The organism is Parendozoicomonas haliclonae, assembly GCF_900174585.1.
GTDB lineage: Bacteria > Pseudomonadota > Gammaproteobacteria > Pseudomonadales > Endozoicomonadaceae > Sansalvadorimonas > Sansalvadorimonas haliclonae.
In genome coordinates, this window is sequence record NZ_FWPT01000005.1 from 370,019 (window position 1) to 390,897 (window position 20,879).

A 20,879-nucleotide genomic window follows, 5' to 3' on the forward strand; every position below is an offset into this window, starting at 1 on the left:
GGAGGGCAGGGCTACACTGACCCTAAGCCGGTATCTTACAAGGAGGTTTTCCATGGGCTTGAAAGCACAGTTTCAACAGGCGCAGTCTGTATATCAGCAGGTTATACATAATGAAGGCAGCGCCGGTAAGGCCTTTGTGGAAGCGGTTAAGTCCTTTTTAGGTTTTAAGGTTGGTATCGCTAAAGGCGAAAAGCATATTCCGCCGGTGAGCTATAAGGCTGGAGACGAGGAAGTTTCCGGCGTCAAACCCTGGGAAGAGAAATCCGTCTCCGCTGTTGAACCGGAGGCAAAAAGTCAGACTTCCAACGCTGTGCGTTATACTCCCAACCAAACCAATCCTTATGCCTCGGATCAACTGGATGGCATCAGTGATACCCCAGATGAAGTGGACCCATTTGATGGTGAAGATGTGGTGTACAGCCGCCAGCCAGATGAAACCAATTACGAAAATACGGTTGCGGTCTCCATGCTGGAAACCATCGTTGATTCCATGCCTGCCGATCAGGCGGCGAAGACCTTTGCAACCTATCTTAGAGATGAAAATAAACAAAATGGTGGCCAATATCTGAATGGCGAGCAGGTTCAGGATATACTGTCTTCCTTTCAAGCAGCATACACTGGTTCAGGTAATACTCTGGCTCCGGACACTATGGCCAAACTGGAAGATGCGGCGCGAACCGTACTGTTTGAGCCTGTCGTTGAGCACCTTCTGACCCAGATTTTCTTCGATAAGCAGGGCGAGCTTGATGCCTTCAGTGATGAACTGAAGTTCCTTGCAGCCAAACCCGGTCGTATGGAAGAGGCTGTTGATCGTCTGTGCCATGATGTACTGGCTCAGCGTAAACTGGATAACAATCCTGAGGCCATGAGCAAGATCACCAACCTGCTTAATCAGCGTTTGGCTGCTGACAACCAGACTCTGGAACACCCGGATGTTCTGGAACCATTCAACGAACTGCATATGGAAATGATGGCCCGCTACGGTGGTTCTGAATAACAGGCAGTACCGGCCACAAGGCAGTGGCTCATGACACTGCCTTCATCTGACTGTACAATTCCGCCCGATCGTTTTTACCAAAAGGGCATCTCCTTGTTTCAGCGCATTTTCCTTACCGCTGTCGCTCTCTGCGCAGTTGTTCTTGGTATCTATTATTTTGATTTACTAAAAGCCCCGACGATTCACGATGCCAACGGTCGCACCATGGGGACGACCTGGTCAGCACGTTATGTTCTGGACGAACAGACCGGCAAGGCTACCCCGGAGCAGGCCAAAGCTGCTATCGATCAGGCTCTGGAAGCGGTGAATCAGTCGATGTCAACTTATATTCCCGATTCCGAGCTAATGTCTCTCAATGACCGCCCGGTCAACACGCCCGTGAAGGTGAGTGATGAGCTGTTCCGCATGGTGGAGCAGGCTGATCATGTCTCCCGCCTGTCCGGTGGAGCTTACGATGTCACTGCCGGTAATCTGGTGAACCTCTGGGGTTTTGGCAGTGTTGATGGTCAGGCTGAAACCGGCAGTGAACAGTCTCTGCCTGAGCAGGTGAACGAGCATTCCCAGGCCGCTTTTCAGGAGTGGATGGCAAAAGGCCGCGTAGCCACTGTTCCTGCTGCAGACGCCATTGCCGGTGCGAAACAGAATACGGGCTTTCAATCACTGATTTTGGATCAGGAAAACCGTACAATCACCAAAACCAAGCCCGTCTTTATCGATCTTTCCTCTATTGCCAAAGGCTATGGTGTGGATCGAGCGGCCAAAGCCCTCGAGCAGCTTGGTATTACCAGTTATATGGTGGAAGTCGGTGGTGAGATTCGTCTGCGTGGACACAAGCCTGACGGTAAAGGCTGGAGGATAGCGGTTCGCGAACCGGTATTGGAACAAGGTATTAATACCATCGTCAGTCTGGATAATCGGGCTATTGCCACGTCCGGTGATTACCTCAATTATTACGAGGTGGAAGGCGTACACTTCTCCCACCTGATTGATGCCCGTACCGGTTACCCGGAACAGCATCGTCTGGCTTCAGTAGCTGTAATCGCCGATGAAACCAGTCTGGCTGATGCCTATGCCACGATGTTTATGATCCTCGGTGAGAAAGAGGGTATGAGAGTGGCCAAAGAGCAGGGGATTGATGCCTATTTTATCTATCATACGGATAACGGCTTCACATCTTCATCAACCGGTAACTTTGACAGCTATCGCGTTGATAAATAAATGATTTCCTCTCCACAGGCAGTTCTGTGGAGACCTCACTTACAGATATGATCAGGAGTGCTGCCATGACGGTCATGCTTTTAACATTCGGACTTCTTCTGCTGATCATTGCTGGCATGTCTGTCGGCGTGATTTTTGCCAACAAGCCTATCAAAGGCTCCTGTGGTGGTTTGGGTAATCTGGGCCTGAAAGACAGCTGCCCAATCTGCGGTGACGAAAACAAGAACGTGCTGCCAAAGGGCAGCGAAGATCTGTTTTACGATGCCGCTGCGTCTGTTAAGCCGTAAATTATTACCGCACATCCATAAAACAGGCCGGAATTCCGGCCTGTTTTACTTTATGGCTAATACATTGCTTGGGCACGCATTTGATCCAACACCCGTTTATGAGCGTTGGCAGCCATATTTCCATTCTTGACCATCTGATTCGTGAGGGTCGTATCAGCGCCAGCCTGGTCGAAGATTTCAGGCAATTCTGTTACATCTTCTTTTCTTAGTTCTTCCACCTTGCTGAAACTGGAGAACATCTGCTCACTGCGCTCTGAGAAAAGTAAAGCGCTCCAGGGCCAGTTATCCATGTTTTCCGGATAATCCGGTGATACCATCGGCTGCCCTGAAAATGCGAGTAACAGTGCAGATAACGATTCCAGCACCTCCAGATTGTCAGCTCCGGGATTATCAGCCTTTATAGGAACAGCAAAGTTCTGGAATCCTAACCGGAATAGCCGCATTTGCTGTGAGTTTAGGGTCTGACCACTTGCTGGCTGAACATCGTATAAAAGTTTTATGATGGTTTCTGGCACTTTTTTATGTTCGACAGGATCATTCTTATGATTGGGATCAATGCTGCTGTCTACGCCCAGAACAGTCCTGAGTAGTGCAAGTTCTCCATATTCCGAGAAGGTATATTCCTTCAGAAGCGAATCCACAGGTGCCGTGCGCATATTTTTCGGCAGACGTTTATTCATCATTGAGGCCAGTGAAGAGGGCAGACTTTCTACGCTCTTTGTCCATTTATGTCTGGCCCGGAGCAGTGGCTGCCATTGGCCCCTGATCGTCGTCATTGAAGTAATAATTTGGTTTTGGTAACTGTCGTAAGGGCTTGACAGAATATCATGGATTTGGAAGGCCAGTTGCGTCAGCATATAAGCATTCAGCGCTTTCTGGTGCGCTGGTTCTGACGCTGTTTTTCTGTAAATCCATGCACCAATTTCCCAAATGGCCAAAGCCTTTTCGAGATTCATATCAAGTATGGCTAACGGGTCTAGTCCGGGGGTATCCGAAGTGGTATCAAACACCCTTGGCATCACCATTCGCGCCTGTAGGGTGTATTGATCGTTTTCTGAAAGACCGGGAAATAGTGCACTATCGGGCCGCACGCTTTCGTGTTTAAGCGTCAGTTTTTGAAGCATGAGGCCGCTTTCATCTACGTCATCCTCAGTGCTGGTAGCAGAAGTGGGAGTAACCTCTGATGATGGCTTCTTCAAGTTCGGTTTCACTGCAGGAGGCTTTGGCCTTGGCGGCTTCCTTTTCGCCGGAACGGGCTGTTCAGACTTCGTTAAAACTGGACTGCTAGGTGGAGCTTGCGGGGTAGCCTCTTCAAGGGAGTCAGTCACCATTTCTTCATCATTTAGCTCACCATCTGCGCTGACTGTAGAAGAACGCTTGTCGTTTGAGTCAGGGAGTCTTGGAGGAGGGTAGTCGGGTACTCCAGAGTTGACTGGCATCTGGCTGGGCGTTGGTGAATCGTCCATGGGCTCTTCATCAGAATGGTGCGATCCACCATTGCTGGTGTTTTCGATACTACCCGATAGATTCAGCTGTCCATCACCGCCATCCTGACCCTTTACATAGCCCACCATGATACCGGCCAGTTGATGTTGTGACAGCCGGTTACCCTTCTGGCTCTGCATTGAACTGTGTGATTCCCTATAGGGTTTAGGTTTTGGCGGCGGTTCTTTCTTCTTTGTTTTTTCGACTCCTTCACCAGCAGGTTCTTGTTGTTCAGGTTGAGGCTCTTTGCTCTTCTTATCCCGCTTAAGGGTTCCTACAGCTTTTGTAAGTTTTTGAACCCCCTTACTGTCTTTAAACTTTCCAAGCAAACTCCTCGGTTCTGAAACATTAATCGCTGATGCCCCACCAGTCCCTGAACTTCCGTGTTGTTGATCTCCCTGTGCTGGTGCTCCGGCCCCCGACTTACTGAAAGTAGTTGCATCTTTTGTCCCGTCATTTTCCATCGACCGGGCTAGAGGCATGAATGCCATTTGAATAATGAGTACCAAACCGAGAGAACTAATAAACCTTGTACTACAGTGCATAAGCTTTGGTTCTTGGGATGATCGTTTCATGGTCTTTTGAATTTGTTGTAGGAACGAAAGCACAGATAATAGACAACCCTGCGTAACGCGCTGTTTTTCTAACACTGAGTGCGATCTCCCCCTATCAACCGGCCTCTGGGGTATGACACGCCCTGACCATATCGTTACAATAAAGAGAAGAATACGAACACTGCCTGTCGCGATGGTTTTGACAAACGCCTTCGAGGTTTTGAAGCAGTTGTTGATGTTAAGGATCGAGCGAAGGATAAAGAAAATGGGCATCACGAACTACGATCTGATTATTTTGGGGAGCGGCCCGGCTGGCGAAGGCGCGGCCATGAGTGCAGTGAAGCAGGGGAAACGTGTCGCCGTCGTCGAACAGAAGCGGGTGGTTGGCGGTAACTGTACCCATCTGGGTACCATTCCTTCCAAGGCTCTGCGTCATGCGGTGATGCAGATTTACAACTTCAATAACAACCCTATGTTCCGGGAAATTGGTGAGCCACGCTGGTTCAGCTTTCCGAATGTTCTGAAAAATGCTTATGACGTTATCAATAAGCAGGTTGGCTCCCGTACCGGCTACTACTCCCGTAACCGTATCGCCATGTACTTCGGTACCGGCAGCTTTGTTGATGAAAATACCATTGAGGTGGTTGAGCACTCCGGTAATGTTGAACGTCTGGCTGCCAAGCATATCCTGATTGCCACCGGTTCCCGTCCTTATCGTCCGTCCGGCGTAGACTTCGGTCATCCCCGTATCTACGACAGTGACACCATCCTGCAGCTGAACCACACTCCGCGCCGGATTATTATTTACGGAGCCGGTGTTATCGGCTGTGAGTACGCCTCCATCTTCTCCAGCCTGGGTGTGCTGGTTGATCTGATTGATACCCGTGACCGCTTGCTGTCCTTCCTGGATAAGGAAGTGTCGGACGCGCTGAGTTACCACCTCCGAAACAATAATGTGATCATCCGTCACAATGAGGAATACCAGAAGATCGAAGGCACCGAGAATGGTGTCGATCTGTATCTGAAATCCGGCAAGGTGATTAAGGCTAACGCTCTGTTGTGGGCTAATGGCCGTACTGGTAATACTCAGGAGCTGGGGCTGGAAAATATTGGTCTTGAGGCCGATGGCCGTGGCCAGCTGAAGGTCAACGACCTGTACCAGACCGAAGTCGATAATGTCTATGCCGTTGGTGATGTCATTGGTTGGCCAAGTCTGGCCAGCGCCTCCTACGATCAGGGCCGATTTGCCGCCAGCAATATCTGCGGAGTTACGCCAGTCACTACCCTGAGCAGTGTTCCGGCCGGTATCTATACCATTCCGGAAATCAGTTCACTGGGCCGAAATGAGGAAGAGCTGACCCGCGATGCGGTGCCTTATGAAGTCGGTAAAGCCTTCTTCTCCCGTCTGGCCCGTGCCCAGATTACCGGAGAGACGGCCGGCATGCTGAAAATCCTGTTCCATCGAGATACTCTGGAAGTGCTGGGCATTCACTGTTTCGGTGACCAGGCCTCCGAGATTGTTCATATCGGTCAGGCCATTATGGAACAGCCGGAAGGGCAGAACACTCTGCGCTACTTCCTTAACACTACCTTCAACTATCCGACCATGGCCGAAGCCTACCGGGTTGCAGCTCTTGATGGTATGAACCGTCTGGGCTGATTCCTCTCTGGCAGGTACCTATCCATGTACCTGCCGGCTTTACTTGCCTTTCCTCCCCGAAGATTCCAGCTAATCTGTCTGTAAAATGGCAGGGGGAAGACATGGCCGCAGAACAAAGAATGATAAGACATTCCGGGTTTATTCTGGCCGTTGCCGGAGCCGCTGTCGGATTGGGTAACATCTGGCGCTTTCCCTATATGGCCGGGGAGAATGGCGGCAGCGCCTTTCTGCTGTTTTATCTGCTGTTTGTACTGTTGCTGGGCATTCCGGCCATGGCCGCTGAAATTCTGGTGGGTCGGGCAGGGCGGTCAACGCCAACAGTCAGCCTGAGGGCATTGGCCAAGCAAGGCAACGGTTCCTGGGCCTGGGAAAAGGTTTCCCTGATCGGCATGCTCGCAGCATTGATGGTGCTGTCTTTCTATTCCGTGGTTGCCGGGTGGGGAGGGTATTACCTGACCCAAACCCTTAGTGGTGGCCTTGATTTTCAAAACGCACAACAACTCGGTAGTTTTTTTGATAGTTTTCTCGCCAAACCCCATCTCTTAATCCTGTTTCACAGCCTGTTTCTGATCATCACACTCTCGATTAACGGCCAGCCGGTCGCTAAAGGTCTGGAACGTCTTAATGCGTTTTTGATGCCACTGCTCTATGGGCTGCTCATCGTACTGGTGATCTATGGCAGTGGCTTCCCCGGTTTCAGCCACGCTATTGATTACCTGTTTTCTCCGGACTGGCAGAACATCAATATGGGTGTTCTTATTGAAGCCATGGGCCATGCCTTTTTTACATTGGCTGTCGGAGCCTGCTGTCTAATGGCTTATGGTGCCTATATGCCGGCCAAACAATCCATACTGGGGGCCGTGTTTATTGTGGTGATTCTGGATCTGATTGTTTCACTGCTTGCCGGGGTTGCCACATTTACTATTGTGTTCAGCGATGGCCTTGATCCGGCCAGTGGCCCGGGTCTGATATTTATTACTCTTCCCAAAGCACTCAACGCCATGCCCTATGGCGATATTGTTCTGCCGCTGTTCTTTATTCTGTTTGTCATTGCCACTTGGACTTCTTCCGTCAATCTGGCGGAGCCACTGGTTGCATCTACCGCCACACGGCTGGGAGTGGGGCGTGGTATGGCATCTGTGGTCGTTGGTTTTGTCGTTTGGTGTCTTGGATTAATTCCCGCACTTTCGTTTAATCTCTGGAGCGGTGTATCCATCGCCGGCCATGGGCTGTTTGATCTCTGGACCGGCTTTGCCACCAATATCCTGCTGCCGGTTACCGCATTGTTAATTCTGGTTTTTGTCGGCTGGGTGGTGCCTTGGGGAACGGTTGCGGAACAGCTGGGCTTTAAAACAAATAACGGTGGGACTATGGAGGGAATGTTTAGGCTTCTGTTCCGTTTTATTGCCCCGGGAATGGTTCTGACAATCTTTGTGTTTGGCTTACTCTCTTGAGCCGCCGGCCTGCTGGATCCAGCGCCGGTTATACCAGATAACCAGGCAGGCCAGCGATGCCAGTGCCCGTTGGCCGACCTGAATGATCCAGACTGCGATCAGTCCGTACTGAAAGCCACCCACGGCCAGAGCGGTGAGTGGCAGACCAATCAGCCACAAGGTGCTGATACGCAAAATCATTACGGTCTTATTGCTTCCCGTACCCAGCAAAGCCTGAGTGAGGACCAGAGCAGCGCTATCGACAATCATGCCGATACCAACCAACTGCAATGGCAACCGAGCCTGTTCAATGAGGGGACTGGTGCTCGGTAAAAACAGCGACAAAACCAACTCAGGGAATACTATTAATGGCAAACTGAGAATCGTAAGCACGATCACAGCTACCATCACTACCTCCAATCCCCAGCGGAAAGCCTGCTCCGTCTGATTCGCACCAAGCGCCTGATTGATCAATGTTGTCGCCGCCATACCCAGACCAATTCCCGGCAAAATCAGCAACAACGAGATATTCACCAAAATATGGCTGATCGCCATGGCCTCACTGCTGATCCACGCAATCAGCCAGAACAGCAGGGCGGTTCCCAGCGCAAACAGTGTTTGCTGGGCAGAATCAGGCCAGGCTTTACGAATCAAAGGCTTGGAGTGGGTTGTTCCGGGAGTTTTCAGATGTAGGTCATGATGGTTTGAAAATCTTTTCACCTGCAGGGTATTGGCCAGCACACCACAATACATGGCAATCACCGTACCTGCAGCAGCTCCGGCCAGACCAATACCAGCAAAATTCCCAATGCCGAATATCAATTGATAACTCAGCAGGGCATTAATGATATGAACCCCGACCAGAATCTTTAAATAACTCATCGGATGGCGGCAACCATTCCAGAAACCGCGATAGGTCAGCAGCATCATGCCCGCGGGCAGGCTGATAATCCGTAGCTGGAAGTATTCAGCAGCATAATCAGCGACTTCAGGGCTGATATCAAACAACCGCACCAGGTAAGGAGAGAACAGTACCAGCAATATCGTGATCGGAATACCTGCTACAAAGGCCAGGCGAATACCTTTGCCCACCGGATCGAGCAGCTTGTTTCGGCGACCGGCACCACAATCCCGGGCAACACTGGACTGCACCGCCACGGAGAGACCACTGATCAAGGCAAAGCAGACAAAAATGGCATAGTTCGCCGTTGCCACTGCAGCCAACTGGACTTCACCCAACCGGCCGATCATGGCGGTATCCACCAAATTGATCAGACTCTGTGACAGCATCCCTCCGGTAATCGGCAAAGCCAGCCGGGCAATCATCTGCAGGCGTAGTCTGCGTGATGCCGGAGGACTGTTCAGTCTGCCAATATCCAGTTGCTGCACAAATGCTCCATCAAGGAAAAACGAAGGGCGAAAAGAGGCGGTATTGTAATGCTTCTTTATAAAATGCGGGAGAGAACGTGTGTAACTGCTTAATGTTCCTACAGATGCCCTTATGGATGCGATCCATAAGGGCATCACAGATTTAGGCAGGATTATAATCCAGTACCGGCATCAGCCAGCGTTCGGCTTCTTCAAGGCTCCAGCCTTTACGGGCAGCATAACTTTCCACCTGATCCTTTTGAATCTTGCCGATGGCAAAGTAACGGGAATCAGGATGAGAGAAGTACCAGCCACTGACCGCAGCAGTCGGCCACATGGCAAAGTGCTCAGTCAGCGAAACGCCAATTGCCTGCTCTGCATCCAGTAGCCGGAACAGTGTCGCTTTCTCAGTGTGATCCGGGCAGGCCGGATAACCGGGTGCAGGGCGGATACCGGCGTACTTCTCCTTAATCAATGCCTCATTATCCAGAGCTTCATCAGCGGCATAGCCCCAATACTGGGTACGCACCTGCAGATGCATATATTCCGCCAGAGCTTCAGCCAACCGGTCAGCCAGCGCCTTCACCATAATGCTTTGATAATCGTCGTGCTGTTCTTCAAAGGCTTTGGCCATCTCCTCTGCACCAATACCGGCCGTCACCACAAAGCCGCCAATATAATCATCCTGTTGACCTTTCGGCGCGACAAAATCAGCCAGACTGTGATTCGGCTTGCCATCCGGCTTCAGGGTTTGCTGGCGGAGATGGTGGAGCAGGGTGGTAGTGCCATCCGTTTCGGTCACCTCAATATCATCCCTGTTCACCTGACTGGCAGGCCAGAAACCAATCACTGCCTTGGCCTTGATCTCATTACTGGTTTCCAGACGATCGAGCATGGCATTGGCATCACGGAACAGCTTGACCGCTTCTTCGCCGACGACTTTGTCTTCCAGAATCTTCGGATATTTGCCGTGCAGATCCCAGGAGATAAAGAACGGCGTCCAGTCGATATAATCACGCAGCTCTTTCAGACTGATATCATCAAAGACTCTTGTACCGGTAAAGGCCGGCTTCGGAGGCTGATAACCGGTCCACTCAATAGGTGTGACTTTGTTATCGAGTTCAGCAAAAGGTACGCGCTGGGCATTGGGACGACGCTTGCCGTGGCGTTCCCGGATCTTGATATATTCCTCTTTAATCGCGGCAACAAAAGGAGGCTTGAGCTCCTTGCTGATCAGATTGGTTGCCACACTGACACTACGGGAAGCGTCCGGTACATAGACGACCTGATCATTTTGATACTGCTGCTCAATCTTCACCGCAGTATGGGCTTTCGAGGTGGTCGCACCGCCGATCATCAACGGGATATGGAAATCCTGACGCTGCATCTCCCGGGCCAGATGTACCATTTCGTCCAGTGATGGAGTGATCAGACCGGAAAGACCGATAATATCGACATTCTCCTCCCGGGCCGTTTTCAGAATGGTTTCCGCCGGAACCATCACACCAAGATCAATCACTTCATAGTTATTGCACTGCAAGACGACACCGACAATATTCTTACCGATATCGTGAACATCGCCTTTCACTGTGGCCATCAGAATCTTGCCCTTGGCCTGGGTCATGCCGCCTTTTTCTGCTTCAATAAACGGCACCAGATGGGCAACTGCCTGCTTCATAACCCGGGCGCTTTTCACCACCTGGGGCAGGAACATCTTGCCTTCACCGAACAGGTCACCGACGACGTTCATGCCATCCATCAAAGGTCCTTCAATCACTTCGATAGGACGGCTCGCCTCCAGACGGGCTTCTTCGGTGTCTTCAACAATATAGGTGTTGATCCCTTTTACCAGCGCATGTTCGATACGCTTAACGACCGGCAGTGAACGCCACTCGTTGTCTTCTTTTTTGCCCTGACTCTGGCCATCACCACGGAAACTGTCGGCCACCGCCAGAAGCTGTTCTGTCGCTTCATCACTGCGGTTAAGCACAACATCCTCAACCGCGTCTTTCAGTGTCTGAGGAATATCTTCATAGATAGCCAGCTGACCGGCATTCACAATACCCATCGACAGGCCAGCTTTGATCGCGTGATAGAGAAACACCGCGTGGATGGCTTCCCGTACCGGATTGTTACCACGGAATGAGAAGGAGACGTTACTGACACCGCCGGAGGTCATGGCATGGGGCAGATTGTCCCGGATCCATTCGCAGGCCTGGATAAAATCAACGGCGTAGTTGTTGTGCTCTTCGATACCGGTGGCCACAGCAAAGATATTCGGGTCGAAAATAATATCTTCCGGTGGGAAGTTCAGCTCATTAACCAGAATTTCATAAGAGCGCTTACAGATTTCTCTCTTGCGCTCAAACGTGTCTGCCTGACCGGTTTCATCAAACGCCATCACCACCACAGCTGCGCCATAGCGCATACAGCGGCGGGCATGAAAGCGAAACTGCTCTTCGCCTTCCTTCAGGCTGATGGAGTTAACGACGCCTTTACCCTGAATACATTTCAGGCCGGCTTCAATCACTTCCCACTTTGAGGAATCGATCATCACCGGTACCCGGGAGATATCCGGCTCGGAGGCGATCAGGTTCAGGAAGCGAGGCATGGCAGACAGGGCATCGAGCATGCCCTCATCCATATTGATATCAATAATCTGGGCGCCGTTCTCAACCTGCTCTCGAGCTACATCCAGTGCGGTATCGTAATCCTCTTCCAGAATCAGGCGCTTAAAGCGTGCGGAACCGGTGACGTTACAGCGTTCGCCGACATTCACAAACAGGGAATCCCGAGTAATGGTAAACGGCTCAAGGCCGCTCAACCGGCAGGCCACTTCCGGATTCGCTTTCTGGCGAGGCTTCACGCCCTCAACACGGTCAGCAATGGCTTTGATATGGGCAGGAGAGGTGCCGCAACAGCCGCCAATAATATTCACCAGCCCTGAGTCGGCAAATTCCCCGACAATCTCGGCCATCTGCTCCGGTGTTTCATCATACTCACCGAACTCGTTCGGCAGACCGGCATTCGGGTGCGCACTGACATAGCAGGTGGCAATCCGGGACATCTCTTCAATATAAGGACGCAGTTCGGTGGCACCGAGGGCGCAGTTCAAACCGATACTGATCGGCCGGGCATGGCGCAGAGCATTGTAAAAAGCTTCCGTTGTCTGACCGGAAAGGGTTCGGCCAGACGCGTCGGTGATGGTGCCGGAGATCATAATCGGCAGCTCATAACCGAGCTCTTCATAAACCTCTTGTACACCAAAAATCGCAGCTTTGGCGTTCAGGGTGTCGAAGATCGTTTCAATGAGAATGAAATCAACGCCACCTTCAATCAGGGCATGGGTGGCTTCCTTATAATTCTCCACCAGTTCATCAAAGCTGACATTACGATAACCGGGATCATTTACATCCGGGGAGATAGAAGCGGTACGGCTGGTTGGGCCAAGTACCCCGGCGACATAGCGAGGAATACCGGTTTGCTGCTCGACCATCTGCGCAGCCTTAACGGCCATGCGGGCGGCTTCCCGGTTAATCTCGGGCACCAGCTCTTCCATGCCATAGTCGGCCATGGAGATACGGGTGGCATTAAAGGTGTTGGTTTCAACAATATGGGCACCGGCCTCAAAGTAAGCCTGATGGATGCCGGTGATAATGTCGGGTTGGGTCAGCACCAGCAGGTCGTTATTGCCTTTCAGATCAGAAGGCCAGTCGGCAAAGCGTTCCCCACGATAATCAGCTTCCTCAAGCTTATGGCCCTGGATCATGGTTCCCATGGCCCCATCCAGAATCAAAATGCGTTGATTCAGTGCGTCTTGAAAGGCTTGTAAACGCTGCTCGCGGTTCATGCGTGGAGTTTCCTGCTTATTATCGCTATGGTCACAGGGCGCTTTCTTCTTGGAAAAATAAAAACGGCCACTTCGTGCTCTTTAACACTTGCGACCGTATTTTATCAGAACCCGCGAATTGAAAGGAGAGGCGATAAGTAATTAACGCCAGACCTTATGAAGCTTCGCCCTGGGATTTCTCGCCAACAGAACTTCATTGCTCTCTTTCAAAGCAGCGGTATTGCCTTTGCGGGCATTTCGATTCATATACTGAGTCAGTTCACCATTGGTCATCAGCTTCGGATTGGTGCAGACGGCCCGGGCCTCTTTCTTGGTAATGGTGTTCTGCTCATACAGTGAGCTGCTGGCATAGCTGCTGATCGAGCTGGTCGATGGGGATTTCAGCGTCGGGATTTTGCTTCCCTTCGGGACAGAAATCTTACGAATATTGCGCTGAAAGGCATACCGAACTTCACCACTGGTATTCCGGTTCTTTTCGGAAACCGGAGCAGCGTTCAAATGAATATCCGTATGCCTTCTGCCGAAATGAGCCTTAACCATGGTCAATCCCTCCCCATAAACAGGTCTGATAAGGCTAAGAATAGGGAGGGATACGCTGCCGGTCTGTAAGACCTTAGACGGGTCAGACTAAAGGCTGAGGCGGCCTTTCCCCCCCTGATTAAACCGCCACACCCCGTTTGCTATGACCGTTCATAATCAGGGCTGATATGCCCAGAGCCATAAGCAACAGGGTGCACATCAGGCTGGCAAGAGGCAGGGTGTTGTCCAAAACCATCAGACCGGCACAATAACTCACGGCACTGGCCACAATCATTTCAAGGAAAAACAGCATACCGGCACCGGTTCCGGCATGATGATCCAGATGAGCCAGCGCTCTGGCCTGGCAACCGGGCAAAAACAGTCCCAGCCCGATTTCATATATCACAATACCCGTTACAAACCCGGAAACGGACATTCCGCCTGTGAGCAGGGCGGTTAACAGGGCCACTCCCGCGCCCAGAAACATAATGATCCAGGCCAGCAGATGCGTGCGATTATGCCCCAGCGTGTCGGTCACCTTGCCAGCACCGGCACTGGCCAGAATGTAGGCCCCCATAACCAGACCAAAGATGATGCCATAGTTGCGGGGGCTGATCTCAAAACCAGCAATCAGCACAAAAGGCGCGCCCACAACAAACACAAAGGCCCCGGCAAAGGCCAGGGAAGCCGACAGGGCTGGCGTCATATAGCGCCGGTCTTTCATTAATATCGTAAAGCCTGCCAAAGTCTCCTTCAGACCAGCCTCACTGTTAAAGCGATCCTGTCCGGGCAATAGTCGTACGGCCAACATGGTCAGAACGGCCATAATCATCATCAGCACAAAGCTGGCATGCCAGTCCCAGATCTGCTGGAGAATGCCACCAATACTGGGCGCAACCATAGGAGCAACCATCATGGTTGCGCCAATCATGCCCAGAATGCGGATATCCTGTTCGCCTTTGTAAATATCACGGGCAATCACTCGGGAAAGGGCAGTACCGAAGCAGCCAAAAACAGCCTGAATCAGCCGGGCAGCTATAAAGACATGGATTGAGTCAGTCACAAGAATCACTGCAGTCGCCAGCAGAAACAGGGTATATCCCCCAAGCAGGGTGCGGCGATGCCCAAATCGCTCAGAGAGTGGGCCGACAATCAGCATGGAGATAGCAAAACCCAGCATAAAAATGCTGACCGTCCACTGTGACATCTCTGCCGTAGTGTGGAATGCATCCGTGATCGCGGGCAGAGAGGGGGTGAACAGATCAATGGACATCGGGCCGATCATGGCGCATAGCACCAGAATCAGAAAGACCAGTCGAGGCTGTTTGACAGGATCCAGTTGGTACAACAGAAACTCCAGCTTGGGCAAAAGGCGGGCAAGGATAGGAGATGAGAATAGGTATGCACACTGTGGTTAGTACGTATATTTACATATCAAAGAACAAACTGTGGGACTGATTCAGGGAACCGGCTACCAGAAAAGCGAGATAACCTGCTGATATCATTCTGTTACAGGGAATGGAAAGCTATTCCCGACTAATCAACTAGGGCTTTTATGAGAGCGTCTATGGGCGTAGAATCCAACCCATAATCAACACGGGAATTGCGATTTTGAGTACTCCTGAACCAGTTATCGATTTCACCGAAGGTGCCCAGACCTACCTGACCGAACTGCTGTCCAAGCAGAATGTTGAAGGTATTGGTGTGCGTATGTTCGTCTCCAGCCCGGGTACCCCCCATGCCGAAACCTGCCTCGCTTACTGCAAGCCTGGTGAGGAGAAAGAAGGGGACGTTTCCATGTCCCTGAACGGATTCACTGCCTGGATTGAGCATGACAGCGTGCCATTCCTTGAAGACGCGACTGTCGATTATTCCGCTGACAAGATGGGCGGCCAGCTCACCATCAAGGCACCGAATGCCAAGATGCCGAAAGTCACCGAAGACAGCACTGTTGATCAGAAGATCAATTACTATCTGGCTATGGAAATCAATCCAAGTCTGGCTGCCCATGGTGGTCAGGTACGTTTGGTAGAAATGGATGATGAAGGTTTCGCCATTCTGCAGTTTGGCGGTGGCTGCCAGGGTTGCGCCAGTGTCGATCTGACCCTGAAAGATGGTGTCGAGAGAACCTTGATGTCTCACATCCCGGAGCTGAAAGGTGTTCGTGATGTGACTGACCACACCAATCGTGAAAATGCTTATTACAAGTAAAAGCTACTCATAATAAGCCATAAAAAAGCCAGGACTAGCCCTGGCTTTTTTGTATACAAAATTTGGTGTTCCATTGTTTATTTGTTGTCAGAGGAGCGTTCCTCATCTGGAATAGAAACATCAAACGGCAAGCCTCGTCGTAATACAATCTGGCTGAAATAAAGATTGATGGCCTGGGAAGTATTGAGCCCCAGTTGTTTAAGTATGTCTTCAGCGTCTTGTTTCAGACTCTCATCAATTCTTGCGCGAACAGTCGTTTGCTTGGCCAAAATAGCGCTCTCTCATTACATTCATAAAATCCGTTAACAGCTATTATGGCTGAGCACGGGAAGATTCAAAAGCAGGGATAGGAGAGAAGGGGAGAATAACTTGAAAAAAACAGGCCTGAATCCCCGGATAGGAATTCAGGCTCACATCTGTCATTTCACAGATTTGATTTGCTGCTTCAACTTGTCGACCAGCTTTTTGCCTTTTGGGCTCAAGCTCAGACGGAAGTAGCGGCCATCGTCTTCATGCTGAACTTTCTTCAGCAAGCCGAGGCCTGGGCGGTCATGGCGTCCTTCGCCAAGACGTTTCACACTGACGGCAATATCACTGGGAGTTCCACATTCCAGCTTGCCTTCATTAACCAGATCCGTAATGGTTTCGCCCGGATTATCTGCAACCACGAGTAGAATCTGCCATTGAATAATGGTCAGAGGGTGTTCCTGCAGAATATTTGTTAGTTTTATCAATCCTTTTAAAGTCATTGAGGTTTCCTCGCTGATTCAAATGTCGTCCGTTGACTCGTTCAAGGTATGATACAGCCTGATTCATGCAGGCAATTACCATGTCATATGCCCTTTATTATCCTGCTCGCTATTCAGGCATGGCTAAATAGTAGCCACTTTCTAAAGTAATATGCAAACATAACTGTCTATTAAATGTGTTTTTAGTCGTACGACAGGTAATAGTTTTGTAAACGCTTTAAATGTAACAGCCGATTTCAATTGTTAATTATTGGATTATTAATAACTTAACAACGTATGTAACAAGTCGTTAATTATCATTCTCAAATCACAGTTACATTTCTAATTCGGGCTTGGCATCTCTAATTTAGGCATGGCTCCCAATTTCCACCCGGTAGAATCCACGAACAACACACAAATGCGTATAATATATATTATGTTAAATTATATATTGCTTTATATATAGGAAGCTCAGGATTATCATCCGCGAGTTTTTTTGCCATGGAGTTTGGTGAATATGGCACCAACAGGACTTCCCCTTCTCGCCATCAGCGCTGTACTACTTGCCGTTGCCGGCTATCTTCTCTTTTATTCCTCAAACAGGAACAAACTGGCAGTCCATAATGAATCCCAGCCTGCCGAGGTGCGGGTAGAAACAGAGCAACACTTTCCAGAACATCGCGCCGGCTCCCTGATCCGCCAGGTCTATAACAGCCAGCAGCGTTCCGATGAGGAATGGAAATCACTAATCCGGGATATTCGGGAGCATCAGATTTATCTGGACCATGAAAGTCTCAGCCTGGTTGGTTACGGTATTCACAATCTGGACAGTCTGGCGTTAACAGCGCGTAGCAACGAGATGGTTAACTCCTCACTCCAGTTTATCAGCCGGGTGATTCCTGCGCCGGATAATGTCGACTGGTTTCTGTCTTCCGTTCCCTATGAAAGCCTGACTCCGGAGAATATCGAACTCTACGTTCAGCGTTTGCTACTGAGTGAATCGCCGGATCCGGCAGGAATGCAGACCATCAATAAGCCCACGCTGTCATTAAGCGGCCGACATCTGACGACAGATCGATTCTGTTATCGGGAGTGTCAGCTGCTCAATGGTTTTACTCTGATTGCCCAGATTTCCCGCCACTAATACGACGAAGTTATTGCGGCCGCTCCCTGAACAGCATCGCCTGGGTGTGGTCGCCCTCTTCTATTATTGCCGCTCTTATATAGCCAAGTCCTGAGAAGAATGGCAGCAGGTTGCCCTCACTCAATGCCACTGTGCAGCCACTGGCAGTCTGATCCAGATCACACAGGTCATGCACGGCTTCTAAAAGACGACGCCCGTAGCCCCTTTCCCTTAGCTCCGGATGGACGCCTACCATAGGCAACAGATAACTGTGGCTTTCCGGCAAGGTGTCGTGCAACTGTTGGATATAGGTCAGATAGTTTTCGGTACAGCGATAGCCGATAGTCATGATCATTTTTACCCGCCAGAACAACCGGGTCAGTAACTCTTCCGCCTTCTCACTGCTGCAGACAAAAGCGACACCCACCAGGCGTTCTTCATCCAACAGACCGATGACCGGCATATTCTCGGCAAAATAGAGTGTCGCCAATTCCCGGGTGCAGGCCCGGATACGCTGTTCATAGCCTTTGCGATCAGCCTCCAGAATATGTCGGAAGATCGGATCATGGCGATAGGTATGGTAAAGCAAGGAACGCACCTGCCGGGTCCAGTTGGTGTCCAGATAGCGGGTGGTGATGCCCTGACAGATTTCGGGCTCCAGAAAAAGAGTGGTCATGGTAATGCCCAGCCTTTGTTATTGTTGTTTTTGATACGGCTGTTATTGGTACTACTATTTTTGCTACTACAAGCTCTGAAGCTATCACAGAGTTCTTACCGATATCCATCTTCTACATCTCATTCTCTGAAATCGGTCACTTCTGTTATAGACTTGCCGCCATAACAGAAGCAGATGGAACGATGGAATGAGAATTGTCTCCTTTAATGCCAACAGCATCAGGACACGGCTGCATCAGATTGAAGCCATTATTGCCCGCCATGATCCGGACGTGATTGCGATTCAGGAAACCAAAGTCAGCGATGAAGAGTTTCCGGTGGAAGCGATTACGGCTCTCGGCTATCACGTAAGTTTCCATGGCCAAAAGACCCATTATGGTGTCGCCACACTGACGAAAGAGAAGCCTTTGTCCGTGATCAAAGGCTTTCCGGGTGAACCTGAAGGTCGCCAGAAGCGGATGATTATGGTGGATCTGCCCTGGCAGGGTTCCACTATTAAGGTCATCAATGGCTACTTCCCCCAAGGGGAGAATCGCGAGCATCCGGAGAAGTTTGCCAACAAAACCTGGTTTTATCAGGCGCTGCAGGATTATCTGACAGGCCAGTGCAGTGCCAGCGATCCGGTTGTGGTTCTGGGCGATTTCAATATCTCCCCACAGGATACCGATATCGGCATCGGTGCAGATAATGCCAAGCGCTGGCTGAAAACCGGCAAATGCAGCTTCCTGCCGGAAGAACGGGAATGGTACCAGCGCCTGTTGGGCTGGGGCCTGACCGATAGCTATCGTCATCTCTATCCTGACAATAGTGACCTGTTCAGCTGGTTTGATTATCGGTCCAAGGGTTTTGAGCGAGAGCCCAAACGCGGCCTGCGTATTGATCATATCCTGGTGACCCAGCCCCTGTTGGCGAACTGCTCCGCAGCTGGTGTCGACTATGAGATTCGAGGCATGGAGAAACCTTCTGACCACGCCCCTGTCTGGGTTCAGCTCTAACCCTTCCTTCTGACAACCTCCTTTATTGTTCTCTTTCAGCTGCAGTGGCTTTATGCCTCTGCAGCGAATAAACATCAACAAGTTGACGTTTACGTAAAGGGAAGCATTGTATAGACTGCTGACTAAATACAATAAAACAGCGTGTTATGCCCTACTCCATTTCTGATCTGGCCAAAGAGTTTGATGTCACCCCGCGTGCTATTCGTTTCTATGAAGAGCAAGGGCTGCTGAACCCTGAACGCCGGGGCCAGACACGTATCTACAGTCCCAGTGACCGGGTACGCCTCAAGCTGATTCTTCGCGGCAAGCGCCTTGGCTTTACCCTCGAAGAATCCCGTACCCTGTTTGAACTTTATGATCCATCTTCAGGTAATCGTCGTCAGCTGGAAACCATGCTGGAAACGATTGACCGCCACCGGACGCATCTGGCCCAGCAACTTCACGATATTCAGGTGATGATGCTGGAGCTGGATGAAGCAGAAACCCGTTGTGCCCGCGCGCTCGAAGCCGCCGGTTCAGCAGAAAATAATAAAAATATTGCATCGACAGAGGGGTAACGCATGTCTTACGCCATCAGTGAACTGAACTTCGGACTCGGTGAAACCATCGATATGTTCCGCACTCAAGTGCGCCAGTTCTGTGAGGGAGAAATTCAGCCACGGGCAGCGGATATCGATAAGGAAAACCGCTTCCCAATGGATCTTTGGGAAAAGTTCGGCGAGATGGGCCTGCTTGGCATGACCGTACCGGAAGAGTATGGCGGTCTGGGTATGGGCTACCTTGCCCATGCGGTGGTGATGGAAGAGATCAGCCGTGTCTCAGCCTCCGTGGGCCTGAGCTATGGCGCCCACTCCAACCTGTGTGTGAACCAGATCACCCTGAATGGTACGGATGCCCAGAAGCGCACCTATCTGCCAGATCTGATCAGCGGCAAAGCCGTTGGTGCTTTGGCCATGAGTGAAACCGGTGCCGGTTCCGATGTGGTCAGCATGACTCTCCATGCCGAAGATAAGGGCGATCACTTTGTGCTGAATGGCAGCAAGATGTGGATTACCAACGGCCCAGATGCCCACACCTATGTGATCTATGCCAAAACTGATCCAAGCAAGAAGGCTCATGGCATTACTGCCTTTATTGTTGAGCGTGATTTCCCCGGCTTCTCCCGCTCTCCGCATCTGGACAAGCTTGGTATGCGCGGCTCCAACACCTGCGAGCTGGTATTCGAGAATACCCCGGTACCGCGGGAAAATATCCTCGGTGAGTTGAATGGTGGCGTTAAGGTACTGATGAGCGGGCTCGACTATGAGCGCGTGGTGCTTTCCGCTGGTCCTACCGGCATTATGCAGGCCTGTATGGATCTGGTGCTGCCTTATATCCATGAACGTAAACAGTTTGGTCAGGCCATTGGCGAGTTCCAGCTGGTTCAGGGCAAGGTGGCGGATATGTACAGCACCATGAATGCCTGTAAAGCCTATCTCTATGCTGTGGCGCAATCCTGTGACCGTGGTGAATCCACCCGTAAAGATGCCGCCGGTGTCATTCTCTATTGTGCCGAAAAGGCCACCCAAATGGCTCTGGATGCCATCCAGCTTCTGGGCGGCAATGGTTACACCAATGATTACGATGCCGGCCGTCTGCTCCGTGATGCCAAGCTCTATGAAATTGGTGCCGGCACATCAGAAGTTCGTCGTATGTTGATTGGTCGTGAACTGTTTGCCGGTCATTAATCGGCAACATTTCAAACCCAATCCTTTTTATTGAAAGCACAGGAAAACA

Annotated in this window: 18 protein-coding genes; 10 read left to right on the plus strand and 8 right to left on the minus strand. The window is 50.8% G+C overall.

From position 1 onward, the window contains the following. Positions 1 to 52 precede the first annotated feature (52 nt). From EHSB41UT_RS12945 to nqrM, 3 genes are all read left to right on the plus strand, one after another. Entirely contained in the window at positions 53 to 997 is a 945-nt protein-coding gene (locus tag EHSB41UT_RS12945; protein WP_087110462.1) for a hypothetical protein, read from the plus strand. Between the two features lie 93 nt (positions 998 to 1,090). After that, entirely contained in the window at positions 1,091 to 2,215 is a 1,125-nt protein-coding gene (locus tag EHSB41UT_RS12950; RefSeq protein ID WP_165767255.1) for an FAD:protein FMN transferase, read from the plus strand. 65 nt (positions 2,216 to 2,280) lie between these two features. Next, on the plus strand, positions 2,281 to 2,502 hold the full coding sequence (nqrM, locus tag EHSB41UT_RS12955; RefSeq protein WP_087110465.1) for a (Na+)-NQR maturation NqrM: 222 nt from the start codon (positions 2,281 to 2,283) through the stop codon (positions 2,500 to 2,502). Positions 2,503 to 2,558: 56 nt separating this feature from the next. Here nqrM and EHSB41UT_RS12960 read toward each other — a convergent pair whose 3' ends face one another. After that, positions 2,559 to 4,637: a hypothetical protein gene (locus EHSB41UT_RS12960; RefSeq protein ID WP_133060504.1), complete on the minus strand. Its 2,079-nt coding sequence runs from the start codon at positions 4,635 to 4,637 to the stop codon at positions 2,559 to 2,561. A gap of 169 nt (positions 4,638 to 4,806) precedes the next feature. Here EHSB41UT_RS12960 and sthA point away from each other — a divergent pair, with 169 nt between their 5' ends. Beyond that, positions 4,807 to 6,201 carry a Si-specific NAD(P)(+) transhydrogenase gene (gene sthA / locus EHSB41UT_RS12965; RefSeq protein ID WP_087110469.1) on the plus strand — a complete coding sequence of 465 codons (1,395 nt, stop codon included), beginning with the start codon at positions 4,807 to 4,809 and terminating at the stop codon, positions 6,199 to 6,201. 119 nt (positions 6,202 to 6,320) lie between these two features. Further along, entirely contained in the window at positions 6,321 to 7,655 is a 1,335-nt protein-coding gene (locus EHSB41UT_RS12970) for a sodium-dependent transporter (RefSeq protein WP_242667305.1), read from the plus strand. On the opposite strand, the gene EHSB41UT_RS12975 is transcribed toward EHSB41UT_RS12970, so the two are convergent. The 4 genes from EHSB41UT_RS12975 to EHSB41UT_RS12990 form a co-directional block, all read right to left on the minus strand. Beyond that, complete coding sequence (locus EHSB41UT_RS12975; RefSeq protein ID WP_165767256.1) at positions 7,644 to 9,023, minus strand: MATE family efflux transporter; 1,380 nt, start codon at positions 9,021 to 9,023, stop codon at positions 7,644 to 7,646. The two genes, EHSB41UT_RS12970 and EHSB41UT_RS12975, sit on opposite strands and share 12 nt — an antisense overlap. Positions 9,024 to 9,165: 142 nt before the next feature. After that, positions 9,166 to 12,852: a methionine synthase gene (gene metH, locus EHSB41UT_RS12980; protein WP_087110475.1), complete on the minus strand. Its 3,687-nt coding sequence runs from the start codon at positions 12,850 to 12,852 to the stop codon at positions 9,166 to 9,168. 141 nt (positions 12,853 to 12,993) lie between these two features. After that, a complete protein-coding gene (locus EHSB41UT_RS12985; RefSeq protein WP_087110477.1) occupies positions 12,994 to 13,392 on the minus strand; it encodes a hypothetical protein in 399 nt (132 codons plus the stop codon). A gap of 118 nt (positions 13,393 to 13,510) precedes the next feature. Continuing rightward, positions 13,511 to 14,719, minus strand: coding sequence for a multidrug effflux MFS transporter (locus EHSB41UT_RS12990; protein ID WP_133060505.1), 1,209 nt, complete (start codon positions 14,717 to 14,719; stop codon positions 13,511 to 13,513). Between the two features lie 260 nt (positions 14,720 to 14,979). Here EHSB41UT_RS12990 and nfuA point away from each other — a divergent pair, with 260 nt between their 5' ends. Further along, positions 14,980 to 15,582, plus strand: coding sequence for a Fe-S biogenesis protein NfuA (gene nfuA / locus EHSB41UT_RS12995; RefSeq protein WP_087110480.1), 603 nt, complete (start codon positions 14,980 to 14,982; stop codon positions 15,580 to 15,582). Positions 15,583 to 15,659: 77 nt separating this feature from the next. On the opposite strand, the gene EHSB41UT_RS13000 is transcribed toward nfuA, so the two are convergent. Both EHSB41UT_RS13000 and EHSB41UT_RS13005 read right to left on the minus strand, forming a co-directional pair. Next, a complete protein-coding gene (locus tag EHSB41UT_RS13000) occupies positions 15,660 to 15,851 on the minus strand; it encodes a type II toxin-antitoxin system RelB/DinJ family antitoxin (RefSeq protein ID WP_087110482.1) in 192 nt (63 codons plus the stop codon). A gap of 150 nt (positions 15,852 to 16,001) precedes the next feature. Beyond that, on the minus strand, positions 16,002 to 16,331 hold the full coding sequence (locus tag EHSB41UT_RS13005; protein ID WP_087110484.1) for a MarR family winged helix-turn-helix transcriptional regulator: 330 nt from the start codon (positions 16,329 to 16,331) through the stop codon (positions 16,002 to 16,004). A 496-nt stretch (positions 16,332 to 16,827) separates the two neighbouring features. Here EHSB41UT_RS13005 and EHSB41UT_RS13010 point away from each other — a divergent pair, with 496 nt between their 5' ends. Beyond that, entirely contained in the window at positions 16,828 to 17,454 is a 627-nt protein-coding gene (locus EHSB41UT_RS13010; protein ID WP_133060506.1) for a hypothetical protein, read from the plus strand. Between the two features lie 10 nt (positions 17,455 to 17,464). On the opposite strand, the gene EHSB41UT_RS13015 is transcribed toward EHSB41UT_RS13010, so the two are convergent. Next, entirely contained in the window at positions 17,465 to 18,109 is a 645-nt protein-coding gene (locus tag EHSB41UT_RS13015; protein ID WP_087110488.1) for a GNAT family N-acetyltransferase, read from the minus strand. Positions 18,110 to 18,296: 187 nt separating this feature from the next. Here EHSB41UT_RS13015 and xthA point away from each other — a divergent pair, with 187 nt between their 5' ends. The 3 genes from xthA to EHSB41UT_RS13030 all read left to right on the plus strand — a co-directional run bounded on the left by xthA (position 18,297) and on the right by EHSB41UT_RS13030 (position 20,830). After that, a complete protein-coding gene (xthA, locus tag EHSB41UT_RS13020) occupies positions 18,297 to 19,103 on the plus strand; it encodes an exodeoxyribonuclease III (protein ID WP_087110489.1) in 807 nt (268 codons plus the stop codon). Positions 19,104 to 19,249: 146 nt separating this feature from the next. Next, positions 19,250 to 19,660, plus strand: a complete 411-nt coding sequence (locus EHSB41UT_RS13025; RefSeq protein ID WP_087110491.1) for a MerR family transcriptional regulator — start codon at positions 19,250 to 19,252, stop codon at positions 19,658 to 19,660. Between the two features lie 3 nt (positions 19,661 to 19,663). Further along, positions 19,664 to 20,830: an isovaleryl-CoA dehydrogenase gene (locus EHSB41UT_RS13030; protein ID WP_087110493.1), complete on the plus strand. Its 1,167-nt coding sequence runs from the start codon at positions 19,664 to 19,666 to the stop codon at positions 20,828 to 20,830. Positions 20,831 to 20,879: the final 49 nt, after the last annotated feature.